The 23,190-nt window shown below is 75.0% G+C and carries 19 protein-coding genes and 2 pseudogenes; 5 read left to right on the top strand and 16 right to left on the bottom strand.

Annotated elements, in window-relative coordinates; genetic code table 11:
* Positions 1–411: 411 nt before the first annotated feature.
* Together AC5L34_RS01635 and AC5L34_RS01640 are read left to right on the top strand one after the other, a co-directional pair.
* Positions 412–1,031 (top strand): annotated as a pseudogene (locus tag AC5L34_RS01635) (transposase); the annotation flags it as partial.
* Between the two features lie 91 nt (positions 1,032–1,122).
* Positions 1,123–1,581: pseudogene (locus tag AC5L34_RS01640) on the top strand (transposase); the annotation flags it as partial.
* Positions 1,582–1,713: 132 nt separating this feature from the next.
* On the opposite strand, the gene AC5L34_RS01645 reads toward AC5L34_RS01640, so the two are convergent.
* From AC5L34_RS01645 to AC5L34_RS01710, 14 genes are all read right to left on the bottom strand, one after another.
* On the bottom strand, positions 1,714–3,291 hold the full coding sequence (locus tag AC5L34_RS01645; RefSeq protein WP_441175545.1) for a Na+/H+ antiporter: 1,578 nt from the start codon (positions 3,289–3,291) through the stop codon (positions 1,714–1,716).
* A gap of 161 nt (positions 3,292–3,452) precedes the next feature.
* Positions 3,453–5,255 (bottom strand): ABC transporter ATP-binding protein, encoded by a 1,803-nt coding sequence (locus AC5L34_RS01650; protein WP_441175544.1) that lies wholly within the window; start codon positions 5,253–5,255, stop codon positions 3,453–3,455.
* A complete protein-coding gene (locus AC5L34_RS01655) occupies positions 5,255–6,955 on the bottom strand; it encodes an ABC transporter ATP-binding protein (RefSeq protein WP_441175543.1) in 1,701 nt (566 codons plus the stop codon). The genes AC5L34_RS01650 and AC5L34_RS01655 overlap by 1 nt, the downstream gene beginning before the upstream one ends.
* Positions 6,956–7,058: 103 nt before the next feature.
* On the bottom strand, positions 7,059–7,313 hold the full coding sequence (locus tag AC5L34_RS01660; protein ID WP_088998417.1) for a hypothetical protein: 255 nt from the start codon (positions 7,311–7,313) through the stop codon (positions 7,059–7,061).
* Positions 7,314–7,331: 18 nt separating this feature from the next.
* Positions 7,332–8,378 carry a tRNA (adenosine(37)-N6)-threonylcarbamoyltransferase complex transferase subunit TsaD gene (tsaD, locus tag AC5L34_RS01665; RefSeq protein ID WP_441175542.1) on the bottom strand — a complete coding sequence of 349 codons (1,047 nt, stop codon included), beginning with the start codon at positions 8,376–8,378 and terminating at the stop codon, positions 7,332–7,334.
* Positions 8,375–8,830, bottom strand: a complete 456-nt coding sequence (gene rimI, locus AC5L34_RS01670; protein WP_441175541.1) for a ribosomal protein S18-alanine N-acetyltransferase — start codon at positions 8,828–8,830, stop codon at positions 8,375–8,377. Before rimI ends, tsaD begins: the two co-directional genes overlap by 4 nt.
* Before the next feature lie 55 nt (positions 8,831–8,885).
* On the bottom strand, positions 8,886–9,563 hold the full coding sequence (tsaB, locus tag AC5L34_RS01675; RefSeq protein WP_121399839.1) for a tRNA (adenosine(37)-N6)-threonylcarbamoyltransferase complex dimerization subunit type 1 TsaB: 678 nt from the start codon (positions 9,561–9,563) through the stop codon (positions 8,886–8,888).
* A 58-nt stretch (positions 9,564–9,621) separates the two neighbouring features.
* Positions 9,622–10,473 (bottom strand): maleylpyruvate isomerase family mycothiol-dependent enzyme, encoded by an 852-nt coding sequence (locus AC5L34_RS01680; protein ID WP_441175540.1) that lies wholly within the window; start codon positions 10,471–10,473, stop codon positions 9,622–9,624.
* Between the two features lie 83 nt (positions 10,474–10,556).
* Positions 10,557–11,258: a uracil-DNA glycosylase gene (gene ung, locus AC5L34_RS01685; RefSeq protein WP_441175539.1), complete on the bottom strand. Its 702-nt coding sequence runs from the start codon at positions 11,256–11,258 to the stop codon at positions 10,557–10,559.
* A 60-nt stretch (positions 11,259–11,318) separates the two neighbouring features.
* Entirely contained in the window at positions 11,319–11,801 is a 483-nt protein-coding gene (tsaE, locus tag AC5L34_RS01690; protein WP_441175538.1) for a tRNA (adenosine(37)-N6)-threonylcarbamoyltransferase complex ATPase subunit type 1 TsaE, read from the bottom strand.
* Positions 11,798–12,889: an alpha/beta fold hydrolase gene (locus AC5L34_RS01695; protein WP_441175537.1), complete on the bottom strand. Its 1,092-nt coding sequence runs from the start codon at positions 12,887–12,889 to the stop codon at positions 11,798–11,800. Before AC5L34_RS01695 ends, tsaE begins: the two co-directional genes overlap by 4 nt.
* Positions 12,886–14,004 (bottom strand): alanine racemase, encoded by a 1,119-nt coding sequence (gene alr, locus AC5L34_RS01700; RefSeq protein ID WP_441175536.1) that lies wholly within the window; start codon positions 14,002–14,004, stop codon positions 12,886–12,888. The genes AC5L34_RS01695 and alr overlap by 4 nt, the downstream gene beginning before the upstream one ends.
* A 130-nt stretch (positions 14,005–14,134) precedes the next feature.
* Positions 14,135–15,604 carry an NAD(P)H-hydrate dehydratase gene (locus AC5L34_RS01705; protein WP_494823670.1) on the bottom strand — a complete coding sequence of 490 codons (1,470 nt, stop codon included), beginning with the start codon at positions 15,602–15,604 and terminating at the stop codon, positions 14,135–14,137.
* A 51-nt stretch (positions 15,605–15,655) separates the two neighbouring features.
* Positions 15,656–16,024 (bottom strand): holo-ACP synthase, encoded by a 369-nt coding sequence (locus AC5L34_RS01710; protein ID WP_088998407.1) that lies wholly within the window; start codon positions 16,022–16,024, stop codon positions 15,656–15,658.
* A gap of 174 nt (positions 16,025–16,198) precedes the next feature.
* Here AC5L34_RS01710 and AC5L34_RS01715 point away from each other — a divergent pair, with 174 nt between their 5' ends.
* Both AC5L34_RS01715 and AC5L34_RS01720 read left to right on the top strand, forming a co-directional pair.
* Positions 16,199–16,495: a type VII secretion target gene (locus AC5L34_RS01715; RefSeq protein WP_441175534.1), complete on the top strand. Its 297-nt coding sequence runs from the start codon at positions 16,199–16,201 to the stop codon at positions 16,493–16,495.
* Between the two features lie 71 nt (positions 16,496–16,566).
* Positions 16,567–18,333 (top strand): alpha/beta hydrolase, encoded by a 1,767-nt coding sequence (locus tag AC5L34_RS01720; RefSeq protein ID WP_494823671.1) that lies wholly within the window; start codon positions 16,567–16,569, stop codon positions 18,331–18,333.
* Positions 18,334–18,399: 66 nt separating this feature from the next.
* Here the strand turns inward: AC5L34_RS01720 and glmS are convergent, their stop codons facing one another.
* Entirely contained in the window at positions 18,400–20,313 is a 1,914-nt protein-coding gene (gene glmS, locus AC5L34_RS01725) for a glutamine--fructose-6-phosphate transaminase (isomerizing) (RefSeq protein ID WP_088998405.1), read from the bottom strand.
* A gap of 203 nt (positions 20,314–20,516) precedes the next feature.
* Between glmS and AC5L34_RS01730 the strand changes: the two genes are divergently transcribed.
* Positions 20,517–21,707, top strand: a complete 1,191-nt coding sequence (locus AC5L34_RS01730) for a pyridoxal phosphate-dependent aminotransferase (protein WP_494823672.1) — start codon at positions 20,517–20,519, stop codon at positions 21,705–21,707.
* Positions 21,708–21,815: 108 nt separating this feature from the next.
* Here AC5L34_RS01730 and glmM read toward each other — a convergent pair whose 3' ends face one another.
* Positions 21,816–23,171 carry a phosphoglucosamine mutase gene (gene glmM, locus AC5L34_RS01735; protein WP_101412773.1) on the bottom strand — a complete coding sequence of 452 codons (1,356 nt, stop codon included), beginning with the start codon at positions 23,169–23,171 and terminating at the stop codon, positions 21,816–21,818.
* Between the last annotated feature and the right edge of the window lie 19 nt (positions 23,172–23,190).

Below are 23,190 nucleotides of genomic sequence, written 5' to 3' on the forward strand. Positions count from 1 at the left end.
ACGCTTAATGCCCGGCCGCGACGTTCTTTCCACGTAAATGCCCTCCGTTCGTAGACGCGAGGGAAAGCGGTATCCAAATGTGAATTTCGGATACGACCCCCGTCGATTGATTTGGACTCTAGCACGGTGATCAGCGCGCCGATGTCCCCACAAGAGAGGCACCCGAAAGGCAGCTACAGAGAGTCACGATGCTACTCGACGCGCCCCCACCGAGCCCTGCCAACATTCGATGAGTAGCGTCTAGGACAACAGAATGTGATAATCACAGTTAGGTAACAAAAGATCATTTACGTGGTTGCGTCCACGGGAGTGGTGTACGACTTGCCCGTGATGGGCGTGTTGCGTAGATGAGAGAGGGCCATCGCGTCGGTCCTTCCAGACGACCAAGTCAGAGAAGGAAGAGAGGACACGATGGCCGCTTCACAGAGCGTGAACCCTGTTGACCTACTGCGCGAGCAGCTCGAAGGCGCGTCGCCGGACATGTTGCAGGCGATGATCAACGTTCGCGCAGGCGGTGATGTCCGCCGAGGCGGACGTGGCCTGCGGTGCCGGGTATGGGCAGCGCAGCGACGAGCGGGTGAACTCCCGCAACGGTTACCGGCTGCGGGAGTGGGACATCCGGGCCGGGACGATCGACTTGGCGATCCCGAAGCTGCGGCAGGGCTCCTACTTCCCGGACTGGCTGCTGACGCACCGGCGGTGGGCGGAGCAGGCCCTGGTGTCGGTGGTAGCGACGTCGTATCTGCTCGGTGTGTCGACCCGGAGGGTCGAGGAGCTTGTCGAGCAGGTGGAAGCGTTCCGGAACCGGCCCCTCGACGCCGCCCACTACACGTTCGTGTGGATGGACTCGTTGACGATGAAGGTCCGCGAGAGCCGACGGCAGGCGCGAAGTGCTGGGCGTGGATGTCGCGTCGGACGAGGACGGCGCCGGCTGGCTGGCGTTCCTACGGTCGCTGACCGCCCGCGGCCTGACCGGAGTCCGTCTCGTCATCTCCGACGCCCACGCCGGCCTCGTGGCCGCGATCGGGGCAGCCACCAGCCCGACGCCGACGCCGTCTGGGCCCGGGCCCAGTTCGACCGGGTCGTGGCCACGATCGAAGCAAAGTTCCCGACCGCGGCTTCCTCTACCTGGCCACCGTCACCGACCTGCACTCCCGGCGCCTGGCCGGCTGGGCGATCGCCGATCACATGCGCACCGACCTGGTCCTCGGCGCCCTGCACGCGGTGCAGCGCACCCGAGGCAGCCTGCACGGGGCGATCATGCACACGGATCACGGAGCCCAATGCACCTCTCGGGCCTTCGCCGCCGAATGCCAGGCCGCCGGAGTCCGGCAATCAATGAGCGCGGTCGGTAGCTCCGCCGACAACGCCGCTGCGGAGTCGTTCAACGCCACCTTCAAACGCGAGACCCTGCAAGGCCGCCGCGCCTTCACCGAGGAACGCCAAGCACGGCTGACCACGTTCCGGTGGCTGCACCGCTACAACACCGTCCGACGCCACTTCCGGCTCGGACAGCAGTCACCGATCACCTACGAGAAGAGCACCCGGCCAGCGCCAGCTACGCTGGCCCCGGCCGCATAAACCCGGTGTCCAGGATCAGGGGTCAAGCCCCGCACGCACGACCCGCACACCTGGCACGCCCGCACGACCCGCACACCCGGCAGGCCCGCACGCCTGGCACGCCCGGACGCCCGGCGCGACGGGCGGCCATGGCTACTCGTTGACCTCCGGGCCGAGCAGGCGGATCTCCTCGATGTCCAGGACGGCCTGCAACTCCCGCAGGACGATGTCGTCGATCTCGTTCGTGTCCCGCAGCCGGGTGATCTCGCGGCGCTTGTGTTCGAGCACGGCGAGGCGCAGCCGCCGGTCCAGCTCGCGGGCCTGCTCCGTCGCGCGGCCCTCCTCGGTGGAGCGGACGTCGTCGAGGTGCTGCTCGTAGTCCGCCCGGATCCGGTCGACCGCCTCCGGCCCGGCGCCGATCCGGTCGGCGACCTCGGGCAGCACCGCCAGCGCGGCCTCGGTGGCGCGCATCCGGGCCAGCCGCAGCTCGGCCAGTCGCCGGGTGTCGCCGACCAGGCCCGCCCACCCGACGACGGCGGGCAGCGTGGTGCCCTGGACCAGCATCGTCAGCAGGATGACCACGGCGGTGGCGAAGATGATCAGGTCGCGCTCGTGCACAGGTGTGCCGGTGGGGGTGGTCACCGGCACCGCCAGGGCGGCCGCGAGGGAGACCGCGCCCCGGAACCCCGCCCACCCGGCCGCCGTGCGTACCCGCCAGTTGACCCGCTCGTCCTGCTGCGCCGCCCGGCGGTCGACGACCAGGAAGGCGAACGCCGCCAGGTGGATCCACAGCATCCGGGTCAGGACGACCACGCCGGTCACCACGACCGCGATGGCCAGCGCCCGCATCACCGACAGGCTGGTGACCCCGCGCAGTGCGCGCGGAATCTGCATCCCGAGCAGCACGAAGAGCCCACCGTTGATCAGGAACGTGGCGAGGTCCCAGAAGCCGTACGCCAGCACCCGGGAGCGGGCCCGGATGACCCGGGGGGCGGCGTACGACAGCATGAGGCCCGCGACCACCACCGCCAGGACGCCGCTGGCGTGCACGAACTCGGCGAGAAGGAAGGCGACGAACGGCGTGAGTACGCTCAGCGCGCCCTCGCGCAGCGGATCGTCGAGGCGCCGCCGGACCAGGATCACCGCCCCGCCGACCAGCAGGCCGGCGGTGATGCCACCGGCCGACGCAAGGACGAACCGCTCGGTCAGCCCGAGCACCCCCGGCTCGGTGCCGCCCACGATGAGGCCCACGCCGACGGAGAAGAGCACCAGCGCCGTACCGTCGTTGATCAGGCTCTCCGCGTGCAGGGTCGTCAGGATCCGGCGCGGCATCCGCTTGGCCAGCCCGGCGACCGCCGCGGCGTCGGTAGGCGCGAGCACCGCGCCGAGCACCCAGGCGGCGGCCGGATCCACGCCGAACCGCTGCGCGACGAGCGACACCGCCACCATCGTCGCCACCACCAGCCCCACCGCGAGCAACGCGATCGCGAAAAGGTTCGTGCGGATCTCGCGCAGACTGGTGGTGATGCTCTCCTTGTAGAGGATCGCCGGCAGGAACAGCAGCAGCACCACGTCGGGCTCCAGCACCACGTGGGACAGCGGCGGCAGGAGCGCGAGCAGCGCGCCCATCGTGATGAGCAGGACCGGGGGCGCCACGCTGTACCGGCCGCCGAGGGTCGTGCCGATCAGCACCGTGACGCCCAGCACCACGATCAGCTCGAGACCGCCCACGTCGCACCCCCGTCACCGGCCGACGCCACGGTGACCGGTGCGCGCCGGTCGCCTGCCGCTCCACCATCGTGGTACGACGCCGCGACGCGGCACCCTCGAACCCGGAAACAGGCCCTGCCCACCGGCATCGGCGGCGACGCCCTCGAACAGGGCGCGGCGCGTCAGGAGCCCGTGCCGTGCCAGGAGCGCCAGAGGGCCGCGTAGGAGCCGTCGGCCGCGACCAGCTCGTCGTGCGAGCCGATCTCGGCGATCCGTCCGTCCTCCACCACCGCCACCCGGTCCGCGTCGTGCGCCGAGAAGAGGCGGTGTGCGATGGCCACGACCGTACGGCCCGCGAGGACGGCCGCGAGGGACCGTTCCAGGTGCCGGGCGGCACGGGGGTCGATCAGCGAGGTGGCCTCGTCGAGCACCAGGGTGTGCGGGTCGGCCAGCACCAGCCGGGCCAGCGCGAGCTGCTGCGCCTGCGCGGGCGACAGCGGGTGCCCGCCGGCGCCGACCAGCGTGTCCAGCCCGTCCGGCAGCCCGGCGGCCCAGTCGAGCGCGTCGACGGCGGCCAGCGCCGACTCCACGGCCGACTCGTCGGCGCCCGGTCGCACCATCGCCACGTTCTCGCGCAGCGTACCGATGAAGACGTGGTGTTCCTGGGTGACCAGGGCGACGTGCGTACGCAGCTCGGCCAGGGGCAGCTCGTCGAGCCGCCGACCGGCCACCGTGACCGAGCCGGTGCGGGGCGCGTGCACCCCGGCGAGCAGCCGGCCCAGGGTGGACTTGCCGGCGCCCGAGGGACCCACCATGGCCAGCTTCTCCCCCGGTTCCGGCACCAGGGTCACCCCGTGCAGCACGTCCCGGCCCTCCCGGTACGCGTACCGGACGTCCCGGGCGGCGAGCCGCCGGTCCCCCGGTGGGGCGGGATCGGCCGGACCCGGGGAGCCCTCGGCGGGCGGGGCCGGTGCGCCGACGGGCGGGGCCGGTGCGCCGGGCGGCGCGTCGGCGGCGGCCACCCCGAGCAGGCGGGCCATCGAGGCGCCGCCCACCTGCAACTCGTCCAGCCAGGAGAGCAGCCGGTCGACCGGGTCGATCAGCTGCTGCACGTAGAGCGTGGCCGCGGTGACCTCGCCGAGGCTCACCCAGCCCTTCAGGTAGAACCAGCCGCCGATGAGCAGCGTCGCCACCACCGGCAGCACGTAGCCGATCTCGGCGACCGGGAAGAACACCGTGCGCAGCCGCAGGGTGTAGCGCTCGGCCGCGTACGACCGGCGGATGTCCGCGTCGGTGCGGGCCCGGCGGCGCGCCTGCTGCCGCAGCGCCTCCGTGGTCCGCGAACCCTCGACGGTCTCGCTGATGCCGTCGGTGATGTCGGAGTAGGCGGCGTTCTCCCGCAGGTAGCCGGCAGGGGCACGGCGCAGGTACCAACGGGTGCCGGCCCACAGCAGCGGCACCGCGAGCAGGCAGGGCAGCGCGAAGAGCGGGTCGACCAGGAGCAGCGCGCCGACGATGAAGCAGCCGGTGACCACCGCGATCAGCGTCTCCGGTACGGCGAACCGGACCGTCCGCGACAGCGCGGAGACGTCCCGGGACGTCCGGGTGAGCAGGTCGCCCGTGCCGGCCCGCTCGACGGTGGCCAGCGGCAGCGCCAGGATCCGGTCGACGAACTCCTCGCGCAGCTCGGCCAGCACCCGCTCGCCCAGCCGGGCCGACGCCAGGTGGGCGAAGCGGACCAGCACCGCCTGCACCAGCACGAACCCGGCGATCAGCAGGGCGATGCGGTCGACGGTGACGCCGGACGTGCCGCGCGAGACCCCCTCGACCAGGTCGCCGAGCAGCCACGGCGCGACGAGCCCGGCCGCGGCGGCCAGCGCGTGCAGGCCGAGCGCGGCCCCGAGCGCCCTCGGGTGCCGGTGGACGAGCGTACGGGCGTAGCGGCGCACCTGGCGCGCGTCGGCGACGGGCAGCTCGGTGGCCATCAGTCCTCCCCCCGGCTGACCGTCGCCCGGTAGCGCGGCTCGCCGTCGAGCAGTGCGGTGTGCGCCCCCTCGGCCACCACCTTGCCGTCCTCCACGAAGATCACGCGGTCGGCGCGGTGCAGCACGAGCGGGCTGGTGGTGCAGACCAGCGTGGTCCGGCCCGCCCGGGCGGCGCCGAGCCGGTCGGCGATCCGGGCCTCGGTGTGCGCGTCCACGGCGCTCGTCGGCTCCACCAGCAGCAGGGTCTCCGGGTCGGCGACCAGGGCCCGGGCCAGCCGCAGCCGCTGCTGCTGGCCGCCGGAGAACTCCCGGCCGCGCTCGGCGACCGCGCTGTCCAGCCCCGCCGGCAGCGCCTCGACGATGTCGGTCGCGCTCGCCGCCGCCAGCGCCGCCGCGATGGTCGCGTCGTCGGCCCGGTCGTGCGGGTCCAGCTCCGCGCGGAGCGGGCCGGTGAACAGGTGCGCGTCGTTGTCGGCCACCAGGATCCGCTCGCGCACCGTCGCCAGCGCCACCTCCCGCAGCGGTACGCCGTGCAGCGTCGCGTCCGAGTCGACGTACCGGCCGAGACGGTCCACGATCGCCACCGCGTCCTCGGGCGCGGTGGCCGCGAGCGCGGTGAGCCGGCCCGGCCGTACCGTCACGCCGGAGGCCACGTCGACCAGCTCACCGGGGCCGTCCGGCAGGGCGGCCGGGCGTGCCGGGTCGAGCAGTTCCGGGGTGAGCCGCAGCAGCCGCACCACCCGCCGGGCGGCGACGTGCCCGCGGGTCAGCTTGTCCACCGCCTCGGTGAGCTGCCGCAGCGGGCTGACCAGGAACGCGGTGTAGCCGTAGAACGCCACGAGTTCGCCGGCGCTGATCTCGCCGCGCAGCGCGAACCGGGCGCCGAGCCAGGTGACCAGCACCAGGAACGCCCCCGGGAGCAGCACCTGGGCCGCCTCCAGCAGCGACTCGATGCGGGCCACCCGCAGCCCGTCGGCGCGCAGCGCCTGCGAGCGCGCCCGGTAGTGGTTGGAGAGCACCGGTTCGCCGCCGACGCCGCGCAGCACCCGCAGCCCGGAGACGATGTCGCCGGCCCGCGCGGTCAGCGCCCCCTCCGAGTCCCGGTACGCCTGCTGCTGCCGGTGCAGCGGCCGGATGAGCAGCCCCACGACCGCCATCAGCAGCGGTACGCCCAGCACCACGACCAGCCCGAGCGGCACGGAGGCCCCGAGCAGGATCACCCCGACGGTCACGATCGCCACGACCGCGCCGGTGCCCCGGGCGGTGATGTCGATGGCCGAACCGATCTGGCTGATGTCGGCCGTGCCGATGCTCACCACCTCGCCGGCGGATACGCGACGGGGCAGCGCGGCGCCGAGCCGGTTCGCCGCGCCCACGGTCAACTGCACCGTCCCGTACGCGCCGGCGAGGAAGTTGTGCACCGCGCAGCGGTGCCGCAGGATCCCCGCGACCGCCTGGAGCACGCCCAGCCCGAACAGCACCAGTCCCCAGGTGAGCAGGGCGTCCTCGTCGCGGCGGGTGAGCCCGTCCACGGCCCGGCCGACGGCCGCCGGCACCAGCGCCTGGGCGACCATCCACACGACGCCCAGCAGGATGCCGACGGTGAGCAGCGCCTTGTGCCGCCCGGCGAGCCACACGAGGTAGCGGGTCGCCGAGCGGATGTCGGGTACGCCGGGGTCCCCGGCCGGTGTGAAGCGCATGGCCCACCGACGCTAGGTGGCGGGCCGGTCACCCCGCCAACCAATTACCGCCTCGGCGTGCCGTGGCTCACGTATCTTCCGCCGTCGCCCGGCCGGCCCCGCCTCAGCGGTCGACCTGGGTGAAGTCCCACGAGTGCGGCGGGCGGGCGAGCAGCATCGCGGGCGGCGCCGGCAGCGGGCGCGGGTTGCTGCGCCACTTGGAGATGACCACCACCCGGTGGTCGGTGGAGGAGAACACCTCGCTGGACAGGTGCATCGGGTCGTGCTCGAACTCCGGCAGCGCGGTGTCGCAGACCCAGGTGATCAGGTCCGTGACGCCGTACGGCTCCGCCCGCGCCTCCCACATCCGCACGATCACGTCAGCCATCCTCGGGGTTCACACGCTGACCGTGGTCAGCGGCATGGCGGAGTCGGCGGGCAGGTCCAGCCGGCTCGGCGCGACACCGGCGGCGACCAGGTGCGAGCCGAGGGCGGCGACCATCGCGCCGTTGTCGGTGCAGAGCCCGGGGCGGGGCACCCGGACGCGGATGCCGTGCGCGGCGGCGCGGTGCTCGGCCATCGCCCGCAGCCGGGAGTTCGCCGCCACGCCTCCGCCGATCACCAGCGTCTCGACGCCGTTGGCCCGGCAGGCATCCAGCGCCTTGCGTACCAGCACGTCGCAGACCGCCTCCTGGAAGGACGCGGCGACGTCGGCGACCGGCACCGGCTCGCCGGCCCGCTGCCGCGCCTCGACCCACCGGGCCACCGCCGTCTTCAGCCCCGAGAAGGAGAAGTCGTAGCGGTGGGCGGCGAGGTCCTTGGCGGCGGTCAGGCCGCGCGGGAACCCGATGGCGGCCGGGTCGCCGGCCCGGGCCTCCCGGTCGATGTACGGACCGCCGGGGAACGGCAGCCCGAGCAGCCGGGCCACCTTGTCGAACGCCTCGCCGGCCGCGTCGTCGATGGTGGCGCCGAGCGGGGTGACGCCCCGGGCCAGGTCGTCGACGAGCAGCAGGGAGGAGTGCCCGCCGGAGACCAGCAGGGCGATCGCCGGCTCGGGCAGCGGGCCGTGTTCCAGGGTGTCCACGGCGACGTGCGCGGCCAAGTGGTTGACGCCGTAGACCGGCTTCTCGGCGGCGATGGCGTAGCCCTTCGCGGCGGCCACCCCGACCAGCAGCGCACCGGCCAGCCCCGGCCCCGAGGTGACCGCGATCGCGTCGATGTCGGCGAGGGTCACCCCCGCCTCCGTCAACGCCCGCTGCATGGTCGGCACGATGGCCTCCAGGTGGGCCCGGCTGGCCACCTCGGGCACCACACCGCCGAAGCGGGCGTGCTGTTCGACGCTGGAGGCGAGCGCGTCGGCCAGCAGGGTGTGCCCGCGTACGATGCCGACCCCGGTCTCGTCGCAGGAGGTCTCGATGCCGAGGATCAGGGGTTCGTCAGTCATCGCTCACATCCTGCGCTGCGCTGCATGACCAGCGCGTCGGTGTTGCTCGGTTGGTAGTAGCCGCGCCGCACGCCGATCGGCTCGAAGCCGTACGTCGCGTAGAGCTTCTGGGCGGGGGCGTTGTCCGCCGCGACCTCCAGCAGCGTGCTGCGGGCGCCGAGCCGGGCGGCCTCGGCGAGCAGCGCCTCCAGCAGGAGCCGGCCGACGCCGCGCCGCTGGGCGTCCCGGCGCACCGCGACGTTCTGCACCCACGCCTCGTCGGGCGGTGCCACGGCGAGGCCGGCGTAGCCGAGCACCTCGCCGTCGTCGGTGGCGACCAGGTAGAAGTGCCCGTTGGCCAGCTCGTTCCAGAACATCGCCGCCGACCACTGCTCGGCACCGAACAGGTCCGCCTCGATCGGCAGCACCTCGTCGACGTGCCACCACCGGAACCGCTCCAGGCGGACACTCACGGCGTCACCTCGGTTCGCGACTGCGGGGCTCGCAGACCCGGCTCACTCCTCGCGCTCACGGCAGGACCGGCTTTCGGGCGGTCGCCGCCACGGCGTCCGGGCGGCGCAGGTAGAGCGGGGTGAGCGCCTCCGAGGGGGCGCCGGCCCGGATGCGCTCGGCGGCCAGGGTCGCCAGCACGCCCGCGTCCGGGTAGCGTGGCTCGTCGCGCACAGGCAGGCCGAGCGCGTCCGCGTACCGGTGCGCGCCGTCGCCGACCGCCGCCGTGACGGCCAGGCCGCGGGCGCGTTCGGCGGCGACCGCCGGCACGGACACCTCCGGCCCGACGATCCGCTGGCCCGCACCGTCGTAGACCGCCCAGTAGATCTCCCGGCGGCGCGCGTCGCTCGCCGCCAGCACCGGCTCGCCGGCGGCCGCCGGGTGGCCGATGGCGTCCAGCGAGCAGACACCGTACGTCGGGACGCCCAGCACCTGGCCGATGGTGGCGGCGGTGACCAGCCCCACCCGCAGCCCGGTGAACGGGCCGGGGCCGAGCCCGGCGACGATCGCGCCCAGGTCGGCCGGGCGGGCGCCGGCCTCGGTGAGCACGGCGTCGACCTGCGGCGCGAGCAGTTCACCGTGGGCGCGGGCGTCGACCGTGCAGCGGTGCGCGCGGGTCGCCACGCCGTCCGCCGCGACCTCCACCAGCGCCGCGGTCACCGCGGGGGTCGAGCTGTCCACCACCAGTACGAGCACGGTAAGCCAGCCTAGTCGCCCCCGGTCACACCCCGTCCGGCGGCGCGGGCGGGCACGGTCAGCTCGGGGTGCGGAACTTGCGCAGGAAGCCCGGCAGCAGCCAGGGGCGCCGCCCGCTGACGCGCACCCTGCCGGTGAGCACCGCCCGGGCCCGGCTGACCCGGCCGAACATCATCAGGTTGAGCGTGCCGGGGTCGTGGTCGATCCGGGCGTCGGGCCGGGCGTCGGGGTCGGCGAACGTCATCCGCCCCCGGTGCAGCAGGAGCCGGACCGGGGCCGCGTACGCCGAGCGGAACTCGACCACGACCGGGCGTTCGCTCGGCGGCGCGCCGCCGTCGATCAGCCGCCCGTAGCCGTGCCGGACCACCCCGGCCACGAACAGCTCCATGAACAGCGCGGCGTCCCGGCCGGGGAGCGACCACGGCCGCCCGGCGACGCGGGCGACGTCGTGACCGTGGATGAGCAGCTCGTTGACCAGGTGCGCGCAGAGGCCGGCGAGGGGCACCCGGGCCCCGCCGAGCCAGGGCACCGTCTCGTCGGGGCGCCGGCCCTCGCAGGCGAGGAGGAGCCGCCCCACGTCGGCCCGCAACCGGTCGGCCAGGGCCTGGGGCTCGCGCTCGGTGAGGTGCCGCAGCAGCACGTCGTTGAAGTCCGCCACCGTGTCGACGGTGACGTCGGAGAGCTGCCGGAGCAGACCCGGCACCGGCAGGGGTGGATGCTCCGGGTCCACCAGGCACACGTAGTACCACGCGAGGGAGCCCACGTGGGCGAGCGTGTCGGCCACCGACCAGTGGGCGGTGGCCATGGCGTCCGCCGGGGTGGCGCGAACCAGGTCGAGGAAACGGTCCGTCTGGTCCGCCAGCGCCGTCCGCGCCACCCGCCACCGCTCTGCGCTGACCGTCGCCGCCATCGCCGCCTCCCGGCTCGCCGACCGCTCGAGGCACAGGCTACAACGGACGGTCACCGCCCGGTGACCGCGAAAGTGCGCAGCTGTCAGCCGGCGGAACGCTCCCAGTCGACGGTCGGCAGGCCGGCGTCGGCGAGCGCCTTGTTGGCGGCGCTGAACGGGCGGCTGCCGAGGAAGCCACGCGGGTTCATCGGGCTGGGGTGCCCGGCCTCCAGCACCACGTGCTGCGAGTTGGTGACCAGGGCGGCCTTCTTGCGCGCGTAGCCGCCCCAGAGCAGGAAGACCACCCGGGACTCCATCGCGTCGAGCGCCCGGATGGTGGCGTCGGTGAACTCCTCCCAGCCCCGGTTGGCGTGCGAGCCGGGCGTCGCCTCGCGGACGGTCAGCACCGAGTTGAGCAGCAGGACGCCCTGCGCCGCCCAGCCGCTGAGGTTGCCGCCGCGCGGCTTCGGCACGCCGAGATCCTCGCCCAACTCCTTGAAGACGTTGCGCAGCGAGGGCGGCACGCTCACGCCCTCGCGCACGCTGAAGCTGAGCCCGTGCGCCTGCCCCGCCTTGTGGTAGGGGTCCTGCCCGAGGATCAGCACCCGGCAGTCGGCCGGCGCGCACAGCCGGTAGGCCGAGAAGAGGTCCTCGACCGGCGGGAAGACGGTGCGGGTCGCGTACTCCCCCGCGACGAACTCGGCCAGGGCGGCGGTGCGCGCCGGATCGAGGTGCGGGGTGAGCACGGCACGCCATTCCTCCGGCAGCAGCGCCAGCAGGTCCAGGGTGGGGGCGTCGTCGGGCATCGGCAACCTTTCGCCTGTCGGGTCCGTCCCGCGCACTCTAGGCAGCCGGTACGACAGCGCTCACCCGAGGGCGGTCAGGCGCTGCGCCCAGTCGCCGCCGACCGGCTCCAGCTCGACCACCCGGGTGTCGTCGTCGCGCCGGTCGACGCGTACCCGCAGGTGGGCGTCGACGAGCTGCTCGACCAGGCCCTCGCCCCACTCCACCACGGTCACCGACTCGTCCACCGAGGCGTCCAGGTCGAGGTCGTCGATCTCGGCGCGCGGGTCGGCGGCGTCCCCCAGCCGGTACGCGTCGCCGTGCACCAGCGCCACCGTGCCGCCCCGGGCCGGATCGGGCCGGTGCACCCGGGCGATCACGAAGGTGGGCGAGGTGACGTCCCCGAGCACGCCGAGCCCGACCCCGATGCCCCGGGTCAGCGCGGTCTTGCCGGCGCCGAGCGGTCCGGTCAGCAGCAGCAGGTCGCCGGCGCGCAGCAGCCCGGCCAACCGCCGCCCGAACTCGTGGGTGTCCTCGACCGTCGGCAGCTTCACGACGTGGCTCACAGCGCCTCCAGGAACCGCAGCAGCGCCGCGTTGACCTCGTCGGCGTGCTCCAGCATCACCACGTGCCCGCTGTCGGAGATCTTGACGAACTCGGCGTGCGGCAGCCGCCGGACGATCTCCTCGGAGTGCGTCACGGGGGTGATCATGTCCTTGTCGCCGACGACCACCAGCACGGGGGTGTCCGCCAGCGCGGCGAGCGCCGGGAACCGGGAGTGCGTGGCCAGCGTCCGCAGGTAGCGCGTCACCGTGTCGGCGGACGTGCGGGAGTTCATCGTCTCGACGTACGACACCAGGGCCGCGCTGGGGTGGCGGGTGCCGAAGCCGTACTTGCGGGTGAGCAGCCAGGCCACGTTGGTGGTGGAGCGGCGCGCCCGCTCGATCACCGGGCCGCCGTAACGGGTGACGTTGCCGACCATGTGCAGCACCGGCGCGCCGACCCGGCCGAGCAGGGCGGGCGCCACCAGCTTGGTCTCGGCGAGCAGGCCGCCCGAGGTGGCCATCAGCACGGTGCCCACGACCCGGTCGCCGAACAGCTCTCCGAACAGCTCGGCGAACGCCATGATGGTCATCCCGCCCATCGAGTGGCCGACCAGCACCAGCGGCCCCTCCGGGGCGGTCCGGTCGATCACCTCGCGCAGCGTCCGGCCGAGCGCGGTGAGGTCGTACTCGCCGGTCTCCAGCCGCCCGGACCGGCCGTGCCCGGGCTGGTCGTACGCGACGATCCGGTGCTCGCCCCGCTCGGCGAGCAGCTTGCGCTGGAAGTGGAAGGTGCCCATGTCGAGGCAGAAGCCGTGCACCAGCACCACGGTCGGGTTGCCGGGCCGGGGGCGGGTCGGCTCCACCACCTCGACGTGGATGTCGGTGCCGTCGGGCATCTCCAGCCGGAAGGACTCGTCGTGCCGCTGGTCGCCGAAGACCTCGCCCGCGTACGGGTCGGCGGGGTCGGCCTTGAGCTTGCGGACCAGGGCACGTTCGGTGGCGACGCCGGCCGCGAGCCCGGCGGCGGCGACCCCGACGGCGGCCAGGGCGCCGACGGCCGCCCTGGCGTGCCCGGTACGCGGCAGCGGGATGCGGGAGCGGGACGTCACGGGCGCTCGCCGTCGTAGACGCGGGACACGCGGGTGCCGCCGAACCGCGTGACGATCTCGTAGTTGATCGTGCCGACCGCCTCGGCCCAGTCGTCGGCGGTGGGCCCGCCGTCGGCGCCGTCGCCGAAGAGGGTGACGACGTCGCCGGCGGCCACTGGGTCGTCGCCGCAGTCGAGCACGAACTGGTCCATGCAGACCCGACCCGAGATCGTCCGGCGCTTGCCGCCGAGCTGCACCGGGCCGCTGTTCGAGGCGTGCCGGGGCACCCCGTCGGCGTAGCCGAGCGGCACCACCGCGAGGTTCGCCTCCCGCTCGGTGGTGTAGGTGTGCCCGTACGAGACGCCGGAACCGGCGGGGACGCGCTTGGTCAGCATCACCCGGGCCCGGGCGGTCATCGCCGGGCGCAGCCCGTAGCGCTCGCCGGCCACCGGCGAGAGGCCGTAGATGGCCAGCCCGGGCCGGACCAGGTCGAAGTGGGTGTCCGGCCGGGTGAGGGTGGCGGCCGAGTTGGCCAGGTGCCGGTAGCGCGGCCGCAGGCCGGCCTGCTCGGCCATGCCGATCCCCTCGTGGAAGACGGCGAGCTGGCGGTCGATGGTCGGGTGGCCGGGCGAGTCCGCGTACACGAAGTGGCTCCACACCCCGACCACCTCGACCAGGCCGTCGGCCTGCGTCTTGGCGGCGGCGTCGAGCAGGGCCGGCCAGTCGGCGACGGTCGCGCCACCCCGGGCCAGGCCGGTGTCGATCTTGAGGTGCAGCCGGGCCGGCCGGCCGGCCGCGCGGCCCGCCTCGACCATCTCGGCGAGCTGGGGCAGGCTGGCGACGCCGAGGTCGACCCCGGCGGCGACGCCCTCGTGCAGCGGCAGCCCCGGCGCGAGGAGCCAGGCCAGCACCGGTACGTCGATCCCGGCCCGGCGCAGCGTGAGCGCCTCGTCCAGGGTGCAGACCCCCAGCCAGTCGGCCCCGCCGTCGAGGGCGGCGCGGGCGGCCGGGACCATGCCGTGGCCGTAGCCGTCGGCCTTCACCACCGCCATCAGCTCGGCGCCGGTGCCGGACCTCAGCCGGCTCACGTTCTCGCGGATCGCGTCCAGGTCCACGCGCACCTCGGCCTGCCACATGCCCCCAGCCTACTTTCCGCGCCGATCCCCCCGACCGAGGCTGGCGTAGCCGGTCGTGGCCGGTCGTGGCCGGTGCCGCGTCCCCTGGGCACGGGAACGCGGCACCGCCGACGTGGAGGGTGCGGCCGGATCAGCGCAGGCGGGCGAGGACCGGGCGCAGGGCGTCGGCCACGTCGGGCGCCGTCACCGGACCGCCCCGGGCCGCCTCCCGTCCGGCCAGCCCGTGCAGGTACGCGGCGGCGGCCGCCGCCCGCTCCGGGGGCAGCCCGGCCGCGAGCAGCGCGCCGAGCAGCCCGGCCAGGACGTCGCCGGTGCCCCCGGTGGCCAGCGCGGGGGTGCCGGTCGGGTTGACGTACGCCCGGCCGTCCGGCGTGCCGATCACCGTACGGTCGCCCTTGAGCAGCACCACCGCGTTCATCCAGGCGGCCAGCCGCAGCGTCGCGCCCACCCGGTCGGCGCCCGGTTCCTCCCCGCAGAGCCGGGTGAACTCCCGGTCGTGCGGGGTGACCACGATCGGGGCGTCCCGCCTGCGCAACCGGTCGGCGAGCGAGCCGTCGACCAGCAGGGTCAGCGCATCGGCGTCGAGCACCACCGGAACCGGGGCGGCGAGCACCGCCCGCAGCTCCCCGGCCGCCTCCTCGCCGGTGCCCAGGCCGGAGCCGCAGACCCACGCCTGCACCCGTCCGGCGTCGGCGACCCGACCGGTCGCGATCACCGACGGGTGCCGGCGCAGTACGTCGGCCCGCGCCGAGCCGGCGTAGCGGACCAGACCCGTCGGGCCGGCCAGCGCGCCCGCGACCGAGAGCACGGCCGCGCCGGGGTAGGTCGCCGAGCCGGTCGCGACGCCCACCACGCCCCGGGTGTACTTCTCGGAGGCCGGGCCGAGCCGGGGCCACCAGTCGGCGACGTCCGACCACTCGGTGACGCCCAGCGCCGGGCTGCCCCGCAGCCACGGCTCCAGCCCGATGTCGACCAGCTCCACCTCGCCGGCGAGTGCGGCGGCCGGGCCCACCACCAGCGCGGGCTTCAGGCCGCCGAACGTCACCGTCACGTCGGCCCGTACGGCGCTGGGGCGGCCGGAGGCGGTCAGCGGCACGTGGCCGGTGTCGACCGCCACCCCGCTGGGCACGTCCACGGCGACGACGGCGGCGGGGGCGCCGTCGCGGCCGCAGTGCCGTACGAGGCTGGCGGCGAGCTGGTCGGCGGTGTCGCGCAGCCCGCCGCGCCCGCCGATGCCGACGATGCCGTCCAGCACCAGGTCGACGGTTCCCGGCGGCCGGTCGACGATCCGCCCACCTGCGGCCCGCAGCGCGGCCAGCCCCTCCGCGTGCGCCCGGCCGGGGGTCAGCAGCAGCGCCGACACGGCCGCGCCCCGCCGGGCCAGGTGCGCGCCGGCGTAGAGCGCGTCGCCGCCGTTGTCGCCGGAGCCGACCAGCAGCAGCACCCGCGCGGCGTAGACGCCGCCCCGCTCGGCGAGCAGCAGGGCGCAGCGGCGGGCCAGCCCGGCGGCCGCCCGCTTCATCAGCGTCCCGGCGGGGAGCGTGGCCATCAGGCCCGCCTCCGCCGCGCGTACGTCCGCGACCCGCCACACCTGTCTCATGCCACCCCGTCCCGTCCGACTACCGGCGTGCCGCGACCCGGCACGCTTCGATCACCGTTCCGCGACCACCATCGCCGAGGCGATCCCGCCGTCGTGCGACAACGAGAGATGCCAGCGGTTGACCCCGCGTTCGGTGGCCGCCGCCGCGACCGTGCCGGAGACGGTCAGCCAGGGCCGGCCGTCCGGGTCCGGCACGATCTCGCAGTCGTGCCAGCTCAGGCCGGCCGGTGCGCCGAGCGCCTTGGCGACCGCCTCCTTGGCGGCGAAGCGGGCCGCCAGGGACTCGGGCGAGCGCGGGTTGCCCGAGCGCGTGCGGCGCTCGGCCTCCGTGAAGAGCCGGTCGGCGAGCAGCGGTGTGCGTGCCAGTGCCTTGGCGAACCGCTCGACGAGGACGACGTCGATGCCGACAGCGACGATCACCCGCTCACCCTACCGGCGGGGGCGGGCGCACATTAGCCGCCGGTTGCGCGCGCGGCAACGCCTGTGGACGACCGGCCGTGGGCCGCAGGGGCCGTCGTCCACAGGGCACGCGCCGGGGTGTGGACGGCGCCTAGCGTCGCAGCCGTCGATGTTTCCGCGAGGCGGGGGCCGAGGATGACCGAGGAGCCGTTGACCGTACGACCCGACGTGCTGCGCCGGGCCGCGCACGGGCTCGACGACGACGCGTACCGGCTGGGGCACGGGCTGGCCGGGGCGTCCGGGCTGGTGGTGCCGGCCCCGCAGTGGTCGGCCGGGGCGGCGCTGGCCGGGCTGGAATCGGCCGTGCACGCCTGGTTCTGTGGGCTCGCCGCCCGGGTCGCCGGCACGGCCGGGGCGGTCCGGACGGCCGCCGAGGCGTACGAGACGGTGGACGACCGGGCGGCCGGCCGGCTCACCGCGCTGTCCCGGTGACCGCCCCGGCACCCCCGGCGTCGGGTCCGGCGGCCGGGGCATCGGGTCCGGCGGCCCCGACGTCGGCTCCGGTGGCCCGGGCCGGGCATCCGGCGCGCCCGGCACCCCCGAGGCCTCCGACGCGCCCGGCGCACCCCGCCGACCGGGCGGCGGACGTCGGCCACCGGGCGGCGCACGTCTCCTACCGGCAGCTGTGGGCAGCCGATCCCGACGCGTGGCGGGCTGCCGGCGCGGCCTGGCGGGGGCTGACCGAGCCGGTGGCCCACCGGGCCGGCGCGCTGGCCGCCGGCGCGGCGGTGCTGCGGGGTGGCTGGTCGGGTGGGGCGGCCGACGCCGCCGACGCCCGGCTCGCGGCGCTGCGCGGTGAGCTGACGGCCGTCCGCCCCGCCCTGATCGAGGCCGACCAGGTGCTGGCGGAGTTCGCCGCCCGGCTGGGCGTCGCCAAGGCCCGGCTCGCCGCCGCCGTGGCCCACGCCGAGGCGGCCGGGCTGCTGGTGGACCGCCAGGGCCGGGTCACCGCCGGCCCCTCCCGCGCCCCGACGACGGCCCGTCCCGGGACGGGCAGGGCCGACACGGGCGCAGCCGGCGCGAACGCGCCCGGGTCCGGCGCGGGCGGAACCGGCGGGTCCGGGACGGACCCGGCCGAGGCGGGGGCGGCGATCCGGGCGGCGCTGGAACTGGCCGGTACGGCCGACCGGGAGGCCGCGGCCCGGCTGGACGCGCTGGCCGACGGCGCCCGCGTGGCATGGGCCGACGTGCCGCCGCCCGGTCGCCCGGCACCCGGCGCCGACCCGGCCACGGTTCGGGCGTGGTGGGCAGGGCTCACCCCGGCGCAGCGCCGGTGGCTGGTCGCGTACGAGCCGGGGCTGGTCGGCCGCCTCGACGGGGTGCCGGTGGCCGCCCGGGACCAGGCCAACCGGTTGCTCCTCGGGGTGCGCCGGGAGGAGCTGCTGGCCGCGCGGCGGCGGCTGCTGGAGCGGGTGCCGCGGGGGCCTGTCGAGCTGGCCGGGCTGGCGCGCGTCGGAAAGTCCCTGGCGGGGCTGGACGCGCTGGCCGCCCGCCTGACCGGCGACGAGCAGCCCCGGGCCTACCTGCTGACGCTGGGCACAGCCGGTGAGGGGCGGGCGGTGGTGGCGCTGGGCAACCCGGACCGGTCGGCCCGGGTGCTGACCTACGTGCCGGGGATGACCTCCGGCCTGCACGACGTGCCCGGCGAGCTGGGTCGGGCCGCCCGGGTGCTGTCCCGCTGCGGCGCGCTCGACTCCGGGCAGGAGGCCGCCGCCGTGCTCTGGCTGGACTACGACGCGCCCGACTTCCTGCACGAGGCGGCGTGGTCGGGCCAGGCCCGCGACGCCGGCCCGGCGCTGCACCGCTTCCAGGAGGGGCTGCGGGCGACCCACGACGACCCGCCGGGCCGGCAGACCGTGCTCGGGCACAGCTACGGCTCGCTGGTGGTCGGCACGGCCGCCCGCGACCACGGGCTGGCCGCCGACGCGCTGGTCTTCGTCGGCTCGCCCGGGGTGGGCGTCGCGCACGCGGGCGAGCTGGGCCTGCCGCCCGGGCAGGTCTGGGCGAGCACCGCGCCGGACGACGTGATCCGGTGGGCCCGGTCCCCGGACGAGCTGACCCGCCGGGCCCTGCTGGGCGCGTCGCCGGTCGGCCCGGCGATCGGGGCACTGCTCGGCGCGCCGGAGCGGGAGCTGTGGTTCGGGCAGGATCCGTCCCACCCGGGCTTCGGCGGGCGTACGTTCCCCAGCGGCCGGCACGGGCACACCGGCTACTGGGAAGCCGGCAACCCGGCCCTCGACGGGATGGCCCGGGTGGTGCTCGGCCGGTGACCCGCGCACGCGGCGGGCCCCCGCCCACCGGCGGGTGGACGGGGGCCCGTGGCGCGGCGGTGCGGGCTACTCGACCGTGACCGACTTCGCCAGGTTGCGGGGCTGGTCCACGTCGTGCCCCCGGGCGGCGGCGATCTCGGCCGCCATGACCTGCAACGGCACGGTCGTGACCAGCGGCGCGAGCAGCGTCGGCGTACGCGGCACGTAGATCAGGTGGTCGGCGTAGCGGACGACCGCCTCGTCGCCCTCCTCCGCGATCACGATCGTCCGGGCGCCGCGCGCCCGTACCTCCTGGATGTTGGAGACGACCTTGTCGTGCAGCATCCCGCGGCCGACCGGGGACGGCACGATGCAGATGACCGGGGTGCCCTTGTCGATCAGCGCGATCGGGCCGTGCTTCAGCTCGCCGGCGGCGAAGCCCTCGGCGTGCATGTACGCCAGCTCCTTGAGCTTGAGCGCGCCCTCCAGGGCCACCGGGTAGCCGACGTGCCGGCCGATGAAGAGCACGGTCGGCTCGGCCTTCAGGTCGCGGGCCAGTTCGCGGACGGGCTCGATCCGCTCCAGCAGCTCGCGCAGCTTGCCCGGCATCTCCTGGAGCTGGGCCACCACGGCGGCCACCTCGTCGGCGAACTTGATGCCGCGCACCTGGGCCAGGTGCAGGCCGATCAGGTAGCAGGCGACGAGCTGGGTGAGGAACGCCTTGGTGGAGGCGACGGCGATCTCCGGCCCGCCGTGGGTGTAGAGGACGGCGTCGGACTCGCGGGGGATGGTGGAGCCGTTGGTGTTGCAGATGGCCAGCACGCGGGCCTTCTGCTCCTTGGCGTGCCGCAGCGCCATCAGGGTGTCCATCGTCTCCCCGGACTGCGAGATCACGACGATCAGCGTGGACCGGTCGAGGACCGGGTCGCGGTAGCGGAACTCGCTGGCCAGCTCCACCTCGCACGGGATCCGGGTCCAGTGCTCGATGGCGTACTTGGCGACCAGACCGGAGTGGTACGCGGTGCCGCAGGCGACGATGAAGATCTTGTCGACGTCGCGCAGGTCCTGGTCGCTGAGGCGGACCTCGTCGAGCATGATCTCGCCGGAGTCGGTGAGCCGGCCGAGCAGCGTGTCGGCGATGGCCTGCGGCTGCTCCTCGATCTCCTTGAGCATGAACCAGTCGTAGCCGCCCTTCTCGGCGGCGGAGGAGTCCCAGTCGATGTGGAAGTCCTTGCCGCTGGCGGGCTGGCCGGCGAAGTCGGTGATCTCGATGGTGTCGCCGGTGATGAGGACGATCTGGTCCTGGCCGAGCTCCACCGCCTCCCGGGTGTGCTCGATGAACGCGGCCACGTCGCTGGCCAGGTAGTTCTCCCCGTCGCCGCGCCCGACGACGAGCGGGGAGTTGCGGCGGGCGCCGACCACCGCGCCGGGCACCGCGGCGTCGACGGCGAGCAGCGTGAACGCACCCTCCAGTCGCTGGCAGACCACCCGCATGCCGGCGGCGAGCAGCTGCGGCCCGTCGGGGTGGCCGGCGGCGCGCAGGTCGGCGAGCGCGGCGGAGAGCAGGTGCGCCGCGCACTCGGTGTCGGTGTCGCTGGTGAACTGGACGCCGTCGGCCTCCAGCTCGGCGCGCAGCTTCGCGAAGTTCTCGATGATGCCGTTGTGGATCACGGCGACGCGGCCGTCGGGGGCCAGGTGCGGGTGGGCGTTGCGGTCGGTCGGGCCGCCGTGGGTGGCCCAGCGGGTGTGCCCGATGCCGGTGGTGCCGTCCCCGATGCCGATCGGGCTGGCCGCGCAGGACGTGGGATCCTCGGCGGCCCGCTCGGAGAGCACCTTCTCCAGGTTGGCCAGCTTGCCGGCCTTCTTCTCGGTCAGCAGCGCGCCGTCGCAGACGATGGCGACGCCGGCCGAGTCGTAGCCGCGGTACTCCAGCCGCCGCAGTCCGTCGAGCACGATGCCGAGCGCCGGGCGCGCGCCGGCGTAACCCACGATTCCACACATGACCCGCAGCCTAACCTAGTTCCACTCATCGCGCGTGCGCGAAAGCCGGCCAAACGATCAGCCAACTTGAGCGATCGGAGGGGAATCGACACGCTCGGTGACATACTTCCGCCGGCCGGAGGGGGCGTCGGAGCCGGTTCCGGGCGTGGCGGCGGCCCCGGCAGGGGGTTGAAGCCGCGCCGGGAGTCCGTAGGCTGGCGGGCGTGACGACCGCCGACGTGGATCCGCTGGTGGCCCGGATGCGTCCGTTCGGGACGACCATCTTCGCCGAGATGTCCGCCCTCGCCGTCCGCACCGGCGCCGTCAACCTCGGGCAGGGCTTCCCCGACACCGACGGGCCGCCGGAGATGCTCGCCGCCGCCGCGCAGGCGCTGCGCAGCGGGCAGAACCAGTACCCGCCGGGCCCCGGCGTCCCGGCGTTGCGCGCGGCGGTGGCGGCGCACCAGCGCCGGTTCTGGGGGCTGGAGTACGACCCGGACGGCGAGATCGTGGTGACGGCGGGCGCCACCGAGGCGATCGCCGCCGCCATCCTCGGGCTCTGCGAGCCGGGCGACGAGGTGGTCTGCTTCGAGCCCTACTACGACTCGTACGCCGCCTCGATCGCCCTGGCCGGCGCGGTCCGGCGCCCGGTCACGCTGCGTCCCGCCGCCGACGGCCGGTACGCCTTCGACCCGGCTGCCCTGCGCGCCGCGTTCGGCCCGCGTACCCGGCTCGTGCTGCTGAACTCGCCGCACAACCCGACCGGCAAGGTGTTCACCCCCGACGAGCTGGCGCTGATCGCCGAGCTGTGCCGGGAGCACGACGCGTACGCGGTGACCGACGAGGTCTACGAGCACCTGGTCTTCACCGACGCGGCCACCCCGCACGTGCCGCTGGCCACGCTGCCCGGGATGCGCGAGCGCACCCTGCGCATCTCCTCGGCCGGCAAGACGTTCTCCTGCACCGGCTGGAAGGTCGGCTGGGCGAGCGGGCCGGCGGCCCTGGTGTCGGCGGTGCTGCGGGTGAAGCAGTTCCTCACCTTCGTCAACGCCGCGCCGCTCCAGCCGGCGGTCGCGATGGCCCTCGCCCTGCCGGACGGCTACTTCACCGACTTCCGCGACGGCATGCAGGCCCGCCGCGACCAGCTCGTCGGCGGGCTGACCGACGCCGGTTTCGAGGTGCTCGCGCCGGAGGGCACCTACTTCGTCACCGCCGACGTCACCGGGCTCGGCGGCCGGGACGGGGTGGAGTTCTGCCGGTCGCTGCCCGCGCGCTGCGGCGTGGTCGCCGTGCCGACCCAGGTCTTCTACGACGACGCGGAGGCGGGCCGGCACCTCGTCCGCTTCGCCTTCTGCAAGCGCCCCGAGGTGCTGGCCGAGGCCGTCGACCGGCTGCGTCGCCTGGCAACCGGTTGACCACCGCGAGGGCTGCGCGGACGGCCGGCGCGGCACCCGCCGCCGGGCCGGTACGGAAAAGGCGGCTGCCCGGGCCCGCCAGCGGCGGGCCCGGGCAGCCGGGAGAAGTCAGGCGGTCGGGCTGGCGGTGCGGACCTGCTCGGCGATGCGCTCGGCCGTCTCGCGGGCGGCGCGCTCGGTGGCCGCCTCGACCATGACCCGGACCAGCGGCTCGGTGCCGGAGGGACGCAGCAGCACCCGCCCGGTCTCCCCCAGCTCCGCCTCGGCGCGCTCGACCTCGGCCCGGACGGCGGGCGCGGCAGCGCCGACCGTACGGTCGCCGACCGGCACGTTGATCAGCACCTGCGGCAGCTTGGTGACCACGGCGGCCAGCTCCGCGAGGGACCTGCCGGTGGCGGCGAGCCGGGACATCAGGTGCAGCCCGGTCAGCACGCCGTCGCCGGTGGTGGCGTACGCCGGCATGACGATGTGCCCGCTCTGCTCGCCGCCCAGCGCCAGGCCGGACGCGCGCAGCTCCTCCAGCACGTACCGGTCGCCGACCTTGGTCTCCAGCAGCCGGATGCCCTGCGCGGACATGGCCAGCCGCAGGCCGAGGTTGCTCATCACGGTGGCGACGAGGGTGTCGTCGGTGAGCGTGCCGGCCTCACGCATGGCGAGCGCGAGGATCGCCATCACCTGGTCGCCGTCGACCTCGTCCCCGTCGGCGGTCACCGCGACGCACCGGTCGGCGTCGCCGTCGTGGGCGATGCCCAGGTGCGCGCCGTGCTCGACCACGGCGGCCCGCAGGGCTTCGATGTGGTTGGAGCCGCACTCGTCGTTGATGTTGAGCCCGTCCGGCTCGGCGTGGATGGCGACGACCTCGGCACCGGCCTCCCGGTACGCCACCGGCGCCACCTCGGCCGCCGCGCCGTTGGCGCAGTCGACCACGACCTTGATCCCGTCGAGGCGGTGCGGCACCGTGCCGATCAGGTGCTGCACGTAGTGGTCGGCGCCGTCGAGCAGGTCGTGCACCCGGCCGACGCCGGCGCCGATCGGCCGCTTCCAGGCGGTGGTGGCGTTCGCCTCGACGGCCGCCTCGATCCGCATCTCGATCTCGTCCGGCAGCTTGTGCCCGCCGGCGGCGAAGAGCTTGATCCCGTTGTCGGGCATCGGGTTGTGCGAGGCGGAGAGCATCACGCCCAGGTCGGCCTTGGCCTCGGCGGTGAGGAACGCCACGGCCGGGGTGGGCAGCACACCCACCCGGACCACGTTGGCGCCGGCGCTGGTGAGCCCGGCGACCACGGCGGCCTCCAGCATCTCGCCGCTGGCCCGGGTGTCGCGCCCGACCACGGCCAGCGGAGGATGGCTCCGGTCCGACTCGGCGAGCGTGTGCGCGGCGGCGACCGCCACCGCCAGCGCCAACTCAGGCGTGAGATCCGCGTTCGCCCGCCCGCGTACGCCGTCCGTGCCGAACAACCGGCCCATACCCGCCAACCTCCGATGA

The sequence above is a fragment of the Micromonospora sp. ZG13 genome (assembly GCF_059359355.1).

Bases quoted from the DNA above. Each gene is read 5' to 3' on its own strand.
- AC5L34_RS01650 (WP_441175544.1), bottom strand. From the start codon at position 5,255: ATGGCCACCGAGCTGCCCGTCGCCGACGCGCGCCAGGTGCGCCGCTAC.
- AC5L34_RS01655 (WP_441175543.1), bottom strand. From the start codon at position 6,955: ATGCGCTTCACACCGGCCGGGGACCCCGGCGTACCCGACATCCGCTCG.
- tsaD (WP_441175542.1), bottom strand. From the start codon at position 8,378: ATGACTGACGAACCCCTGATCCTCGGCATCGAGACCTCCTGCGACGAG.
- AC5L34_RS01680 (WP_441175540.1), bottom strand. From the start codon at position 10,473: ATGGCGGCGACGGTCAGCGCAGAGCGGTGGCGGGTGGCGCGGACGGCG.
- ung (WP_441175539.1), bottom strand. From the start codon at position 11,258: ATGCCCGACGACGCCCCCACCCTGGACCTGCTGGCGCTGCTGCCGGAG.
- alr (WP_441175536.1), bottom strand. From the start codon at position 14,004: ATGTGGCAGGCCGAGGTGCGCGTGGACCTGGACGCGATCCGCGAGAAC.
- AC5L34_RS01705 (WP_494823670.1), bottom strand. From the start codon at position 15,604: ATGAGACAGGTGTGGCGGGTCGCGGACGTACGCGCGGCGGAGGCGGGC.
- AC5L34_RS01715 (WP_441175534.1), top strand. From the start codon at position 16,199: ATGACCGAGGAGCCGTTGACCGTACGACCCGACGTGCTGCGCCGGGCC.
- glmS (WP_088998405.1), bottom strand. From the start codon at position 20,313: ATGTGTGGAATCGTGGGTTACGCCGGCGCGCGCCCGGCGCTCGGCATC.
- glmM (WP_101412773.1), bottom strand. From the start codon at position 23,171: ATGGGCCGGTTGTTCGGCACGGACGGCGTACGCGGGCGGGCGAACGCG.